The 14905-nt window shown below is 69.2% G+C and carries 12 protein-coding genes and 1 riboswitch; of the genes, 4 read left to right on the top strand and 8 right to left on the bottom strand.

All coding sequences use genetic code 11. The features are described from left to right. Positions 1-243: 243 nt before the first annotated feature. The 8 genes from AC5P09_RS00140 to AC5P09_RS00105 all read right to left on the bottom strand — a co-directional run bounded on the left by AC5P09_RS00140 (position 244) and on the right by AC5P09_RS00105 (position 9493). Positions 244-1257 carry a ribonucleotide-diphosphate reductase subunit beta gene (locus AC5P09_RS00140; protein ID WP_493871828.1) on the bottom strand — a complete coding sequence of 338 codons (1014 nt, stop codon included), beginning with the start codon at positions 1255-1257 and terminating at the stop codon, positions 244-246. After that, positions 1257-3623, bottom strand: coding sequence for a ribonucleoside-diphosphate reductase subunit alpha (locus AC5P09_RS00135; RefSeq protein WP_493871827.1), 2367 nt, complete (start codon positions 3621-3623; stop codon positions 1257-1259). Before AC5P09_RS00135 ends, AC5P09_RS00140 begins: the two co-directional genes overlap by 1 nt. 124 nt (positions 3624-3747) lie before the next feature. Next, positions 3748-3876, bottom strand: a riboswitch (cobalamin riboswitch). A 52-nt stretch (positions 3877-3928) separates the two neighbouring features. After that, positions 3929-4435: a GNAT family N-acetyltransferase gene (locus AC5P09_RS00130; protein ID WP_493871826.1), complete on the bottom strand. Its 507-nt coding sequence runs from the start codon at positions 4433-4435 to the stop codon at positions 3929-3931. Between the two features lie 167 nt (positions 4436-4602). Continuing rightward, a complete protein-coding gene (gene mctP, locus AC5P09_RS00125; protein WP_493871825.1) occupies positions 4603-6231 on the bottom strand; it encodes a monocarboxylate uptake permease MctP in 1629 nt (542 codons plus the stop codon). After that, a complete protein-coding gene (locus AC5P09_RS00120; protein ID WP_493871824.1) occupies positions 6228-6488 on the bottom strand; it encodes a DUF3311 domain-containing protein in 261 nt (86 codons plus the stop codon). The genes mctP and AC5P09_RS00120 overlap by 4 nt, the downstream gene beginning before the upstream one ends. 163 nt (positions 6489-6651) lie before the next feature. Next, positions 6652-8247 carry a nuclease/transposase family protein gene (locus AC5P09_RS00115; protein ID WP_493871823.1) on the bottom strand — a complete coding sequence of 532 codons (1596 nt, stop codon included), beginning with the start codon at positions 8245-8247 and terminating at the stop codon, positions 6652-6654. 211 nt (positions 8248-8458) lie between these two features. Further along, a complete protein-coding gene (locus AC5P09_RS00110) occupies positions 8459-8686 on the bottom strand; it encodes a YbdD/YjiX family protein (protein WP_493871822.1) in 228 nt (75 codons plus the stop codon). A gap of 42 nt (positions 8687-8728) precedes the next feature. Further along, positions 8729-9493 carry a GntR family transcriptional regulator gene (locus AC5P09_RS00105; RefSeq protein WP_493871821.1) on the bottom strand — a complete coding sequence of 255 codons (765 nt, stop codon included), beginning with the start codon at positions 9491-9493 and terminating at the stop codon, positions 8729-8731. A 377-nt stretch (positions 9494-9870) separates the two neighbouring features. Between AC5P09_RS00105 and AC5P09_RS00100 the strand changes: the two genes are divergently transcribed. The 4 genes from AC5P09_RS00100 (at position 9871) to AC5P09_RS00085 (ending at position 14633) form a co-directional block, all read left to right on the top strand. Continuing rightward, positions 9871-11157, top strand: coding sequence for an extracellular solute-binding protein (locus AC5P09_RS00100; protein WP_493871820.1), 1287 nt, complete (start codon positions 9871-9873; stop codon positions 11155-11157). Positions 11158-11269: 112 nt separating this feature from the next. Continuing rightward, entirely contained in the window at positions 11270-12253 is a 984-nt protein-coding gene (locus AC5P09_RS00095) for a carbohydrate ABC transporter permease (RefSeq protein ID WP_493871819.1), read from the top strand. After that, positions 12250-13128, top strand: coding sequence for a carbohydrate ABC transporter permease (locus AC5P09_RS00090; RefSeq protein WP_493871818.1), 879 nt, complete (start codon positions 12250-12252; stop codon positions 13126-13128). Before AC5P09_RS00095 ends, AC5P09_RS00090 begins: the two co-directional genes overlap by 4 nt. Before the next feature lie 8 nt (positions 13129-13136). Further along, complete coding sequence (locus AC5P09_RS00085; RefSeq protein ID WP_493871817.1) at positions 13137-14633, top strand: glycoside hydrolase family 3 protein; 1497 nt, start codon at positions 13137-13139, stop codon at positions 14631-14633. The last annotated feature ends 272 nt before the right edge of the window (positions 14634-14905 follow it).

The raw sequence follows: 14905 nt of genomic DNA, 5'->3' as shown, positions 1-14905 counted from the left end.
CCAGTGTGCCTCGGAAGTGGCAGTAAATCGAGGGTGTACGGCAGTCCTGCCACTGTTGGTAAGGAGTCTGGGGGGCGACAGTAGTGACATGACTACCGCACAGACAGAAGGACTGATCGCGATGCTCACCGTCCTCGGAATCCTCGTCCTCCTGGTCCTCCCGTCAGTGATCGGGATCGTGCACGACAGGCGCGTCGACCGTCAGATCAGGGAGGCCCAGGAGGCCCGGAAGGTCGCGGAGGGTCAGAAGTCCTCGTCCAGGTCCACGGTGCCCTCCACCGCGACCTGGTACGCCGACGGCCGCCGCTCGAAGAAGTTGGTCAGCTCCTGAACACCCTGGAGCTCCATGAAGGAGAAGGGGTTCTCCGAGCCGTACACCGGGGCGAAGCCGAGGCGCGCCAGGCGCTGGTCGGCGACGCACTCCAGGTACTGGCGCATGGAGTCGGTGTTCATGCCCGGGAGGCCGTCACCGCACAGGTCGCGCGCGAACTGCAGCTCGGCCTCGACGGCCTCCTTCAGCATGTCGACGACCTGCTGCCCGAGCGCGTCGTCGAACAGCTCCGGTTCCTCCTTGCGGACGGTGTCGACCACCTCGAAGGCGAAGCTCATGTGCATCGTCTCGTCCCGGAACACCCAGTTGGTGCCGGTGGCGAGGCCGTGCAGCAGACCCCGGCTGCGGAACCAGTAGACGTACGCGAAGGCACCGTAGAAGAACAGGCCCTCGATGCACGCGGCGAAGCAGATGAGGTTGAGGAGGAAGCGGCGGCGGTCGGCCTTGGTCTCCAGGCGGTCCAGCTTCTCGACCTCGTTGATCCACCTGAAGCAGAACTCGGCCTTCTCGCGGATGGAGGGGATGTTCTCCACGGCGTCGAAGGCGGCCGCCCTGTCCTCCGGGTCGGGGAGGTAGGTGTCGAGGAGGGTCAGATAGAACTGGACGTGGACCGCTTCCTCGAACAGCTGCCTGCTCAAGTACAGCCGCGCCTCGGGGGAGTTGATGTGCTTGTACAGGGTCAGCACGAGGTTGTTCGCGACGATCGAGTCGCCCGTCGCGAAGAACGCGACCAGCCGGCCGATCATGTGCTGCTCGCCCTGGGACAGCTTCGCCAGGTCGGCGACGTCCGAGTGGAGGTCGACCTCCTCGACGGTCCAGGTGTTCTTGATGGCGTCCCGGTAGCGCTCGTAGAAGTCCGGGTAGCGCATGGGGCGGAGGGTCAGCTCGAAGCCCGGGTCGAGCAGGTTCTTTTCGGTGGAGCTCATTACTGGCAGGCCTCGCAGGACTCGGGGTTTTCCAGGGAGCAGGCGACGGCCTCGGGATCGGGGGCCGGCTGCTGTACGGGGACAGCGGCCTGGGCCGCGCGGGCGATGCGGGTCGCCGGGCGCGAGCGCAGGTAGTACGTCGTCTTCAGGCCCGACTTCCAGGCGTACGCGTACATCGAGGAGAGCTTGCCGATGGTCGGCGTCTCCAGGAACAGGTTCAGGGACTGGGACTGGTCCAGGAACGGCGTCCGGGCCGCCGCCATGTCGATCAGGCCGCGCTGCGGGATCTCCCACGCCGTGCGGTACAGCGCCCGTACGTCCTCGGGGATCCAGGCGAAGCCCTGCACCGAGCCGTTCGCGTCGCGCAGTGCCTCGCGGGTGCGGGCGTCCCAGACGCCCAGCGCCTTCAGTTCCTTCACCAGGTACGAGTTGACCTGGAGGAACTCACCGGACAGCGTCTCGCGCTTGAACAGGTTGGACACCTGCGGCTCGATGCACTCGTACACACCCGCGATCGACGCGATGGTGGCGGTCGGCGCGATGGCGAGGAGCAGGGAGTTGCGCATGCCGGTGGTGGCGACGCGTGCCCGCAGGGCCGCCCAGCGCTCCGGCCAGGTCAGCTCGGTGTCGTAGTGGTCGGGGTGCAGAACACCCCGGGCCGTACGGGTCTTCTCCCAGGCCGGCAGCGGGCCGTTGCGCTCGGCGAGGTCGGCGGAGGCCTGGTACGCGGCGAGCATGATGCGCTCGGCGATGCGCGTGGAGAGCCGACGGGCTTCCGGCGAGTCGAAGGGCAGCCGCAGCTGGAAGAAGACGTCCTGCAGGCCCATGACGCCGAGGCCGACCGGGCGCCACTTGGCGTTGGAGCGGCCCGCCTGCTCGGTCGGGTAGAAGTTGATGTCGACGACGCGGTCGAGGAAGGTGACGGCGGTGCGGACGGTCTCGTCCAGCCGGTCCCAGTCGATGTCGCTGTCGACCACGAACGCGCCGAGGTTGACCGAGCCCAGGTTGCAGACCGCCGTCTCCCCGTCGTCCGTGACCTCCAGGATCTCCGTGCAGAGGTTGGAGGAGTGGACGACGTGACCCGGCTCGGCGGTCTGGTTGGCGGTGCGGTTGGCGGCGTCCTTGAAGGTCATCCAGCCGTTGCCGGTCTGCGCGAGGGTGCGCATCATGCGGCCGTAGAGGTCACGGGCCGGGATGGTCTTGCGCGCGAGGCCCTTCTCTTCGGCCTCGCGATAGGCGGCGTCGAACTCCTCGCCCCACAGGTCGACCAGCTCCGGCACGTCGGCGGGGGAGAACAGCGACCACTGCGCGTCCGCGTTCACACGGCGCATGAACTCGTCCGGGACCCAGTGCGCGAGGTTCAGGTTGTGCGTACGGCGGGCGTCCTCACCGGTGTTGTCGCGCAGCTCCAGGAACTCCTCGAGGTCGGAGTGCCAGGTCTCCAGGTAGACCGCGGCCGCGCCCTTGCGCCGCCCGCCCTGGTTCACGGCGGCGACCGAGGCGTCGAGGGTCTTCAGGAACGGGACGATGCCGTTGGAGTGCCCGTTCGTGCCGCGGATCAGCGAACCGCGGGCGCGGATGCGGGAGTAGGCGATGCCGATGCCGCCGGCGTGCTTGGAGAGCCGGGCGACCTGGTGATAGCGGTCGTAGATGGAGTCCAGCTCGTCCTTCAGGGAGTCGAGGAGGTAGCAGGACGACATCTGGGGGTGCCGGGTGCCGGAGTTGAAGAGGGTGGGGGAGGAGGGGAGGTAGTCGAGGCGGCTCATGAGCCGGTAGAGGGCGGCGACTTCGTCCAGCGCACGGATGCTGTCGTCCTCGGCCAGGCCACTCGCGACACGCAGCATGAAGTGCTGGGGCGTCTCGATCACGTGCCGGGTGATCGGGTGCCGGAGCAGATAGCGGCCGTGCAGGGTGCGCAGGCCGAAGTACCCGAAGCGGTCGTCGGCGTGCACGTCGACCAGCGCGTCGAGGCGGTCGGCGTGGACCCGTACGAACTCGGCCGTACGGTCGGCGATGAGGCCCTCGCGGTGGCCCACCGCGACCGACTCCGTGAAGGACGTGACGCCCTGGGAGGCGGCCTCGGCGCGGATGTTGACGGTCAGCAGGCGGGCGGCGAGCCGTGAATAGGCAGGGTCCTCGGAGATGAGGCCGGCGGCCGCCTCGGTGGCCAGCTCGCGCAGTTCCGTCCCGTCGGCCCGCGCGGACCGGCCGCGCAACGCGGCGGCGGCGACCCGGCCGGGGTCGGCGTCGGGGAGGTCGGCGGTCAGCTCGGTCAGGGTCCGCAGCAACGCGGTCCCGGGACCGTCGTCGGACACCGGGGTCACTGGAGCTGAAGCTGAAGCCGGGTCTGCTGGCGCGATGGTCACGTGGGGCTCTCCCTCGCTCGGCACGGGGGCCTTGCGGAGGGCAGACGGCAGCACACGAGCGCACACGGCGTCGCGCCCACCGGCCCACTCCACGAGGCCCGGACGTCATGGCACCCGGACCTGATGGCCGGGCACGCTGTCGGCAGGTCCTCGGACTGACGCCCATACACGCATATGCGCGCATGAGTACACCGTTGCGGGACAGTTCCGGATTCGCACCGGATTCCCCTGCGGCGACAGCGAGCATGAGCATACATCTTGTGCCGGGTGAGGACAGCACCCCCATATGTTGTGTCGCGCCGGTTTCAGAGCGTCAACTCGTAGGTGAGCAGAGTGATGTCGTCCAGGTGCGGAATCGGGTTCCAGTCCCGTCCGGGAGTGCGGACGAAGCCGAGGCGTTCGTAGATGCGGTGGGCGGAGTGCATGGTGCGTTGCGTCGACAGCACGACGGCCGTGCAGCCCTCGGTGGCCCGGGCGCGGTCGACGCACGCGCGGACGAGGGCTTCGCCGGTGCCTCGGCCGCGGGCCTGGTGGGCGACGGCGAGCATCCGTATCTCGGCTTCGCCGGGGGTGGCGATGTCGGCCATCGGGCCGCCGGACGGTACGAAGGTCACGCCGCCGAGGAGGTGGTCGTTCTCCACGGCTACGAGGACCTCGGCGGCGGAGGCTCGCTTGGCCACGTCCTTCAGCTCGCCGAGGTACTCGTCGCTCTCGCCGAAGTCGAGGAGGCTGTCCCGGAGGTAGGCCTGGGCTGTGATCTCGCCGAGGGCGTCGTATTCGGTGGGGTTCACTCGCCGGATTCGGATGTCCATGCGAGTGAGTGTGTACGACAGCGGGCCGCCGTCGTGCTTGACTTTCGGCGGCCCGCTGCGGGTTCGTCGTGGCTGGTCGCTCCCCCACTCTCGGCTCCGCTCGAGCGGGGGGACCCCCATCGCGGCGGAGCCGCATATTGACACAGCCCCGCGCCCCCTGGGTGGGTTCAGTGAGCGGTGCCAGCAGTTGCCGGGGGAAGCTCCACCTGGACGCCCGGGTCACCCGCGTCCGCCGTATAGTCCTGCGGGGACGTCTCGTCGATGCCCTCGGGGGCCTTCAGGGCCTTCAGGACGAAGGTCAGGACCACCGTGACCACTACGTTCAGGACGAACGCCGTGAGGCCGATGTAGCCGATCTCCCCGATGCCGGGGATCTCCTTGGACGAGCCGCCGAAGTGCTTCTGGGTCGGCGAGGCGACGCCGTACGCGGCGACCGTGCCGTAGACCATGCCGACCGCCCAGCCTGCGAGCAGGGCCCAGCGGTGGAACCAGCGGGTGAACAGGCCGCCGACCAGGGCCGGGAAGGTCTGCAGGATCCAGATGCCGCCGAGGAGCTGGAAGTTGATGGCGACCGTCTTGTCCATGGTGAGGACGAAGGCCAGCGCGCCGACCTTCACAAGGAGGGACACCAGTTTGGAAACCTTCGTCTCCTGCGCCGGTGTGGCGTCCGGCTTGATGAAGTCCTTGTAGATGTTGCGGGTGAAGAGGTTCGCGGCCGCGATGGACATGATCGCCGCCGGGACCAGCGCGCCGATGCCGATCGCCGCGAAGGCCACGCCCGCGAACCAGTCGGGGAACATGGTCTCGAAGAGCTGCGGGATCGCCAACTGCCCGTTGCTGACCTTGATTCCGGCCGCGATCGCCATGAAGCCCAGCAGCGCCAGCAGGCCCAGCATCAGCGAGTACAGGGGCAGGATGGTGGTGTTGCGGCGGATGACCTCACGGCTCTTCGAGGACAGCGTCGCCGTGATCGAGTGCGGGTACATGAAGAGCGCGAGGGCGGAGCCCAGCGCCAGCGTGGCGTACGTCCACTGGCCCGCCTCGCCCGGTACCAGCGCGCCGCGCGGCGCGCCCGTGGCCGGGTTGGTCTGGCTGTACGCCTCGCCCGCCTTGGCGAAGATCTCGTCGAAGCCGCCCAGCTTGATCGGGATGTAGATGATCGCCACCGCGATGACGATGTAGATCAGCGTGTCCTTCACGAACGCGATCAGCGCGGGGGCGCGCAGGCCCGAGGAGTAGGTGTAGGCCGCGAGTACGCCGAACGCGATCAGCAGCGGCAGGTCCTTGATGAACCAGTTGGTGTCCTCCCCGCCGCCGACGCCCATCACGTCCAGGACGGCCTGGATGCCGACCAGTTGGAGCGCGATGTACGGCATGGTCGCGAGGATGCCGGTGACGGCCACGGCGAGCGACAGGCCCTTGGAGCCGAAGCGGCCGCGTACGAAGTCCGAGGTCGTCACGTACCCGTGCTTGTGCGAGACCGACCAGAGGCGGGGCAGGAACGTGAAGATCAGCGGGTAGATCAGGATGGTGTACGGCACCGCGAAGAAGCCGGCCGCGCCCGCCGCGTAGATCGCCGCCGGTACGGCGACGAAGGTGTACGCCGTGTACAGGTCGCCGCCGAGCAGGAACCAGGTGACCCAGGTGCCGAACGACCGTCCGCCCAGGCCCCATTCGTCGAGGGTCTGCTCGTCGGCGGCCCGGCGCCAGCGCGCGGCCAGGAAGCCCATGACCGTGACGGCCAGGAAGAAGAAGATGAAGACGGCGAGTGCGACGCCGTTTACGCCGTCCTTCATTCCGACGCACCCCCCTTGGCGGAGCGGGCGCGCTGGTCGCGCTGCCACAGCTTGTACGCGATCATCGTCAGCGCGGCGGAGATCAGCACCCACAGCATCTGGTACCAGTAGAAGAACGGGATGCCGATGAAGGCGGGGTCGACCTTCGCGTACGAACCCACCCACAGCATCGCCACGAAGGGCGCGAAGAGGCAGAGCGCGATGACCACGCGGGCCGGTGTCACCACCGGTGGTCTCACTTCAGGCGCATTCGACATACCGCGGCTCCGTCCCCTCACTGATCATCTGTGCAACGCGCAGGCAATCTAGGCGACGGTGTCAGGAGAGCGGAAGACCTCGTCCGCATATCGGTATGTGGTGGTTCTGTGTCCCCCCTTCGGCCCCGTGCCCGTCTCCCTCTCAGCAGCAGCGGAACCGTTCCTAAAGGCTGAGCGGGAGTGAGTCCTGTTGCCAGGATCCATGCTCAGCCGAACGCCCCGAGCGGTGTTGGGCGTTCTGGTTGCCCGCGTTCGCTCCGCGGTCCGGCGGCACGGATCGTGTCCGTGGTCCGGGAATGCGGGGGCGGGTTTCCTCACGCCCACGGGTTCCCGGTCCGGCCTGGACGGTCCGATGCCCCACACGATCGCTCCGGTCGTGTGGGGGCGGTGTCGTCCGTCGCCGGATCGGGTGCCCTTGGGCGCGCCGTCCGATCGCCACGGCGGCAGCGTCGTGGCGAGTGGTCTTACGCGTTGTGCCGGTGAGGGGCTTCTGCCAGTGCTGGGCGCCCCACTTCGAGGTGTAGGCCGGGTCCACGGCGATGACCGCGATGCTGGTCTGGTCGGCCATCGAGGTCAGCCGGGCGCGGAGTCTGCCGGTGGGCATGCCGGAGATGAGCTGCCTAAACTGGCGTTTGCGGCCGTGTTTCTCGCGGGTCTTCTCCGCGCCGAAGTCCAGGTCCTCGACCGCGATGGCCTTCACGCCGCAGATCCTGGCCCAGTGCAGCAGACGGGTGAGGGCGTGACGGATCTGGGCATCGCGGTGATCGGCAGTGCCGGACAGGTCGAAGAAGAACCGGCGCGGATTCCCGATGGGGTTGCCGTGGGTGTCGAGGCGCCAGGCGGCGAGGTGATCGGCATTCGTGTCGACGCCGATCACGCCCTGTGCGAGGGCGGCGGCCAGGGGGATGGTCTTCGACACCGGGATCTGCCAGGACGCGGTCAGGTACCAGCGGTCACGGGCCACGTCCCAGTGGATGCGGTAAGCCACCGCCCGGTTCGCCTCCACCCGGTCCGCCCACTCCTGCCCGCGATGCGGGAAGCACACCGTCGCGGCGAGCACGTACCGGCCGTGCGGGGCATTGGCCAGCTCGGTGAGCGGGGCCGGGAGCTTGATACTGACCTCGCCGTCCGGGCTGACGCGGAGGGTCTCGTTGCCGTACCTCTTGCCGGATTCGCCGTCGGCCTGCAGGAACCAGCGTGATGCTTCCCACCGCCGGTGCCACTGGGTCTCGGTGAGCTGCGCGGCAGGCAGGTGGTGCCGGGTGCGGGCCAGCCGCTTACCGCCCCGCACCACGTGCACGGTCCCGGCCTCACGGTCGGCGCGCTCGCGCTCCAGACGGTCCTGCAGCACGTACAGGCGGCGGGACTTGGCGTGCCACTCCTGTGTGCTGCGGTAGCCGCCGGGCGCCTTCCTCGAGCCCTTCGCGCCGACCGGCAGCGACAGCCGGTGCGCGATCGTACGGATCCCCGCCTCCAGGGACTGGATGTGGGCGAGCTGGCCACGGCGGGCGAGCGCCCACTGGTCGTGGCTGGCTTTGGTGATCGACCCGGCCCAGCGGGACGACGACACCGGCGTCAGGCCCCGCTTACGGGCAGCCCACGTTTCCGCGGAGTGCTCCAGACCATCCGCGCACCGCGCCCTCAGATCACCGGAGGCGAGCGAGCCGAGGTGCGCGCCCACCAGCGCGAGGACCTTCTCATCGGCGGGCGCGATCTGCTTCAACCGGGTACGGACCGCCACACCCGTGGGACCGGGCACGACAAACGACGCCGCAAGCTCCCGCAACCTGCCCACCCCACACCCCCATACAGCCCCTCGAAAAGCCGGTCATCACACCCAACGAGCACCACCCGAAAAGGTCACACATTCGACAGGCGAACTCTGATTCCCATCCCGGGACAGCAACACCCAGCCGCCGACCGGGAGCCTCAGCACTCACTCACACACGCCAGAACGCACTCGCACTCAGTCAGACCCCAGCAGTTCCCAATCCCTGCTGGGGGTCCGCTTCCTGCCGCTCCGTGCGCATCCGCTCGAAGTCGCGCCGGGACGGCGCCGGGGCCTGCGGGCGCTCCGCGCGTACGTGCGCGACATAGCGGTCGTAGGCCGACTCGTCCGCCGCCTGGGCGAGGTCGGCGGGGGAGATGAAATACAGACCGGGGTCGATGATGCTCGCCACCAGGGCCATCACCGCCACCGACGACCGCGTGCAGTACTCGTCCGGGTGCTGGGACCCGTCCTAGTCCTGGGGCCTCTTGAGCCTTGCCACGAACTTGTAGCGGTCGCCGCGGTAGACGGACCGCACCCATTCCACCGGTTCGCCCTGCCGGTCCACCGAGTGGCGGGACAGCATCAGCATCGGCAGGCCCACGTCGGTGCCGAGCAGGCCGGCCTCGCGCGGGGTGGCCAGCGAGGTCTCGATGGTCTCCTCGGCCTCGGCGAGATGGACGTCGTACACCTCGGCGAGCGCGGTGTAGAGGGATGTGTGCTTCACCAGGCTGCGGCGCAGTGCCGGGAAGCGCTTCGCGCTCAGGTGCGTCGTCTCGATGGCCATCGGCTCGCCGTTGGCCATGCGCAGGCGCTCGATGCGCAGCACCCGTCCGCCGGTCGTGATGTCGAGCAGGCCGGCGAGGCGGTCGTCGGCGGTGATGTAGCCGATGTCGAGCAGCTGGGAGGTGGGTTCGAGGCCCTGGGCGCGCATGTCCTCGGTGTAGGAGGTGAGTTGGAGCGCCTGCGAGACCTTGGGTTTGGCGACGAAGGTGCCCTTGCCCTGGATCCGCTCCAGGCGCCCCTCGACGACCAGTTCCTGAAGGGCCTGGCGCACGGTGGTGCGCGAGGTGTCGAACTCGGCGGCCAGGGTGCGCTCGGGCGGCACGGGGGTGCCGGGCGACTGCGTCTCCGTCATGTCGAGGAGATGCTTCTTCAGGCGGTAGTACTTGGGCACGCGCGCGGTACGGACGGTCGCCCCACCCTCGTTCTCCGCACTGCTGACGTCGGTGCTCATGTTCTGCCTTCCCGGCTCCGGGTGCCGAAGCGGCCGACGTCCCGTCGGCCACGGCTCACATCGTGGCACGGCAGCGTACCGGGATGTCCCGCACGCTGCGTGATCCCCTCTGTATACCCTCACGCCGCCCGCTGGTCTAGTCCACAGAGTCGTCCAGTGGTCTGTCCGATCTGCCGGGCTCGTAATGAAGGATCCCTGCATATCGCGGTCCCGTAACGGACCGCTGAAGCCCAGGGGAGCACTCTTGACAGCCCTATTGGTCTGGGCCAAGCTCCCCCTACTGGTCTACACCATTGGTCCAGTCCCGGCCCCGAGGGCAGACCCAGGTCAGCCGCAGGGAAGCAGGGGGGTTTGTGGGCATCCCTGAGGAGGGTGGCGTGAAGCGCAAGCTGACAGTCGCGATCGGTATCGCGGGCATGATGGTCTCCATCGCGGCGTGCGGGGGCGAGAGCGACAGCGGGGGCTCGGACAAGAGCGGGGCGGACGCCAAGGAGCTCACCGTCTGGCTCACCGTCGACGCCCAGAACAACTGGCCGGAGCTGGTGGAGGCGGCCGACGCCGCGGTCGCGAAGGCACACCCCGGCATCAAGATCAACCACGAGTACTACGGCTGGCCCGACAAGAACGCCAAGCTCGACGCGGTCCTCGCCACCGACAAGGCCCCCGACGTGGTCGAGATGGGCAACACCGAGATGCTGAGCTACATGGTCAAGGGCGCCTTCGCGCCCCTCGATCCGGCGAAGTTCGACAACTCATCCGCCTGGCTGGACGGCCTCAAGGCCTCGGTGACGTACGAGGACAAGACGTACGGCGTCCCCTACTACGCGGGCGGTCGCGTCGCCAACTGGCGCAAGGACCTGTTCGCCTCGGTGGGCGTCAAGTCCGCCCCGAAGACGTACGAGGAGCTCACCGCCGCCCTGGACAAGGTCCAGAAGGACAAGGGCGACAAGTTCAGCGCCTGGTACCAGCCCACCCGTGACTGGTACGCGGCCATGTCCTTCGTCTACGACGCCGGCGGCTCCATCGCCGTCGAGTCGGGCGGCGAGTGGAAGGGCAACCTCTCCTCGCCGGAGTCCGTCAAGGGCCTGAAGGAGTTCCAGAAGGTCGTCGACACGTACATGCACGGCGACAAGACCAAGGACGAGTCCGACCGTTACATCGTCTACGGCCAGGGCAAGTCCGGCATGATCTTCGCCCCCGCCTGGGAGGGCGCGACCGCCGCGGCCCCGGAGAACGACAAGACCGGCAAGCTCAAGGACAACGTCGAGAACTTCGTGATGCCCGGCCCGTCCGGCAAGAACCTCCCCGTCTTCCTCGGCGGCAGCGACCTCGCCGTCCCGGTGAAGTCGGACGCGCAGGCGGTCGCCGCCGAGTGGATCAACGCCTTCACCGGCGCCTCCGGCCAGAAGGGCCTGATCGCCAAGGGCAACCTGCCCAACAACAGGACCGACCTCGCCACGCTGAAGAACGACCCGGCGACGGCGGTCCCGGCCACCGCGGCCGAGTCCAACTGGTTCGTCCCGATGGCACCGGGCTGGGGCCAGGTCGAGAAGGCCCAGGTCCTGCAGACCATGCTGCAGAGCATCGGCACCGGCAAGAAGTCGGTCGAGGACGCCGCGAAGGAAGCGGACGCCGCGATCGACGAGGTCATCAACACCAAGTGACCAAGGGCAGGGCCCCGTTGACACCGGCGGGGCCCTGCTTGTCGTACGGACCGCGTCTGTGGGGCGTACGAGGGCTTTGTAGGACCTTGAGGGACCGCTGAGGAGCGCGCGGATGAGTGCCGACACGACTACCCCTGCCAAGGTGCCGCCGCGGCAGGCACCCCCACCACCGGCCGTCGCCAAGAAGCCACCCAGCGGGCGGGCCGCCGGCGGAGCGGGTACCCCCTGGCTCCTGCTCGCCCCCTGCCTGCTGATCCTGGGGCTCGTCCTCGGCTATCCGCTGGTACGCCTGGTCACCCTCTCCTTCCAGAAGTTCGGGCAGTCCCAGCTGTGGGGCTTCCAGCCGGCCGAGTCGGTCGGGTTCGACAACTTCACCAAGGTGCTCGGGGACAGCGAGTTCTGGGCGGTCGTCGTACGGACGATCGTCTTCGCGGCCGGCTGCGTGATCTTCACGATGGTCATCGGCATGCTGATCGCGCTTCTGCTCCAGCGGGTCTCCGGCTGGGTGAAGACGCTCATCAACATCGCGCTGGTGGCCAGTTGGGGCATGCCGATCATCGTGGCCACCACGGTCTTCAAGTGGCTGTTCGACGCGGACTACGGCATCCTCAACGCGCTGCTCAGCAAGCTGCCGGGCGTGGAGATGATCGGCCACAACTGGTTCGCCAGCGGGCCGCAGGGCCTGGCCGTGATCATGCTGCTGGTGGTCTGGGGGGCCGTGCCCTTCGTGGTGATCACGCTGAGCGCCGGCCTCACCCAGGTCCCGCAGGAACTGGAGGAGGCGGCCCGCCTCGACGGCGCCGGCGCCTGGGGCGTCTTCCGGTACGTCACGCTGCCCATCCTCAAGCCGATCATCGTGATGCTCACGACCCTGTCGGTCATCTGGGACATGGGCGTCTTCCCGCAGGTCTTCGTGATGCGCAACGGCCATCCCGAGGCCGAGTTCCAGATCCTGACCACCTACTCCTACGACCGTGCCTTCGTGGTCAACGACTACGCGCAGGGCTCGGCGATCGCCCTGCTCACCGTGCTGTTGCTGCTCGGCGTGGTCGCCGTCTACATGCGCCAGATGCTGAAGATCGGAGAGGTCGAATGAGTACGCTGACGACTCCCGTACGGGCACCCGGGGCGACTTCCGGTTCGACTCCCGTGCGCCGGAAGTCGAAGGCCGGCTGGAACCTCCTCGGCCTCCTCGTCTTCGTCACCGCCGGCTTCCCCGTCTACTGGATGCTCAACACGGCGTTCAAGCCGGCCAAGGACGCCATCGACCCGGACCCGAGCGTGCTGCCCACCGGCCTCACCCTGTCCAACTTCAGCCGCGCGCTGGACATCGCGGACTTCTGGGGTCCGGTCGGCCGCAGCCTCGTCGTGTCCCTCGCGGTGGTCCTGATCGGCATGGTCGTCGGCCTGCTGGCCGCGCTCGCCATCTCCCGCTTCGCCTTCCGCGGCCGGAAGATCGTGATCGTGGGCATCCTCGCGGTCCAGATGGTCCCGCTGGTCGCCATGATCATCCCGGTCTTCCTGCTCCTGAACGACCTCGGCCAGTACGACCGGTTGACGGGTCTGATCATCACCTACCTGACCTTCATCCTCCCCTTCACGGTGTGGACGCTGCGCGGCTTCGTCGTCAACATCCCGAAGGAACTGGAGGAGGCGGCGATGGTCGACGGCTGCTCCCGCACCAGCGCCTTCATCCGGGTGGTGTTCCCGCTGCTGGCCCCCGGCATGGTCGCCACCTCGGTCTACGGCTTCATCCAGGCCTGGAACGAGTACCTGTACGCCCTCATGCTGCTCAGCCAGAAGAACCAGACCGCGACCGTCTGGCTCGGCAACTTCACCACCAAGCACGGCACCGAATACGCCCCGATGATGGCCGGATCCACCATGATGGCCGTGCCGATCGTCGTCCTCTTCCTCCTCGTCCAGCGCAAGATGGCCGCGGGCCTGACCGCGGGCGCCGTGAAGGGATAACGCACCCGATGACGACATTCGCCAGCGGTACAGACACTCTCACGCGCGACGCGCTGACGGTCCTCCAGCCCGGCTTCCCGGGCACCACCGCCCCCGACTGGCTGCTGCGCCGCCTGGGCGAGGGCCTCGCCTCCGTCGGCCTGTTCGGCCGCAACATAGCCTCACCCGAACAACTCGCCGCGCTGACGGCCCAGTTGCGCGCCGAACGCGACGACGTCCTGGTCGCGATCGACGAGGAGGGCGGAGACGTGACGCGCCTGGAGGTGCGGACGGGCTCCAGCTTCCCGGGCAACAACGCGCTGGGCGCGGTGGACGACACCTCGCTCACGCAGGAGGTGGCGTCGGAACTCGGCCGCCGCCTCGCGGCCTGCGGCGTGAACCTCAACTGGGCCCCGTCGGCCGACGTGAACTCGAACCCCTCGAACCCGGTGATCGGCGTACGGTCCTTCGGCGCCGACCCCGACCTGGTCGCCCGGCACACGGCGGCCTACGTCACCGGCCTCCAGTCGGCCGGCGTCGCCGCCTGCACCAAGCACTTCCCGGGCCACGGCGACACGGCGGTCGACTCCCACCACGCGCTGCCCCGCATCGACGTGGACGCCCCGGCGCTGCGCGAACGCGAACTGGCCCCGTTCCGCGCGGCCATCGCCGCCGGCACCCGAGCGCTCATGACCGCCCACATCCTGGTCCCGGCCCTGGACCCGGAACGCCCGGCCACTCTGTCCCGCCGGATCCTCACCGACCTGCTCCGCCGCGAACTCGGCTACGACGGCCTCATCGTCACCGACGGCATGGAGATGCAGGCCATCGCCGGCACCTACGGCATCGAACGCGGCAGCGTCCTCGCCCTCGCCGCCGGCGCCGACGCCATCTGCGTGGGCGGCGGCCTGGCCGACGACGCGACGGTACGCCGCCTGCGCGACGCCCTGATCACCGCCGTACGCACCGGCGAACTCCCCGAGGCCCGCTTGGCGGAGGCCGCGGAACGGGTACGCGAGCTGGCCCGGTGGACGGCGTCGGCGGCCCGCACAGCGGGGGACGTCCTGCCGGACTCCCTCGGCGATGACGTCGGCCTGCGCGCGGCCCGGCGCGCCCTGCGGCTCACCGGCGGGGAGAACTTCACCCCGCTCACCGAACCGCCGTACGTCGCCGCGTTCACCCCGGTGGCGAACTTCGCCGTGGGCGACGAGACCCCCTGGGGCGTGGCCGCGGAGCTGTCCCGCCTGCTCCCCGGCACGCGGACGGGCACCTTCACCGACGAGGACGCCGCACACACGGCCCTGCGGTCGGCCGACGGGCGCCGCATCGTGGCCGTCGTCCGCGACGAACACCGCCACCCCTGGACGGCGGCGGCCCTCGACACCCTGCTGGCGGCCCGCCCCGACACGATCGTGGTCGAAATGGGCCTCCCCCAGGCCACCCCCCGAGGCGCCCTGCACATCGCCACCCACGGCGCGGCCCGCGTCTGCGGGCGGGTGGCGGCGGAGGCCATCGCGGGGGTGTAGCCGGTTGGCGAGGCGGGGGCGGCGGGGACGGCGGGGACGGCGTCAAGGCAGTGCCCACCGGCGGGACCTTGCACCCGCCCGGCACGACGGCTCCTGCGGGCCTGGAGCACAGGCCTCCGTAGGGGGGAGGGGCAGGCCCCTGTACGTACGGGCGGCCTGCATCCCGCTCGGAAGGCGGGGGCCGCGCACGGGCCGGGCCCCGCCCGGCGGTCAGGCTCCCGCGCGGGCAGGGCGGCACCCGGCGGACAGGCTCGTCGTGCGGGCCGTGCGCC

The organism is Streptomyces sp. a15, from assembly GCF_059026085.1.
The sequence above is the reverse complement of the archived record's forward strand: the minus strand, read 5'-3'. Positions and strand labels throughout refer to the sequence as shown.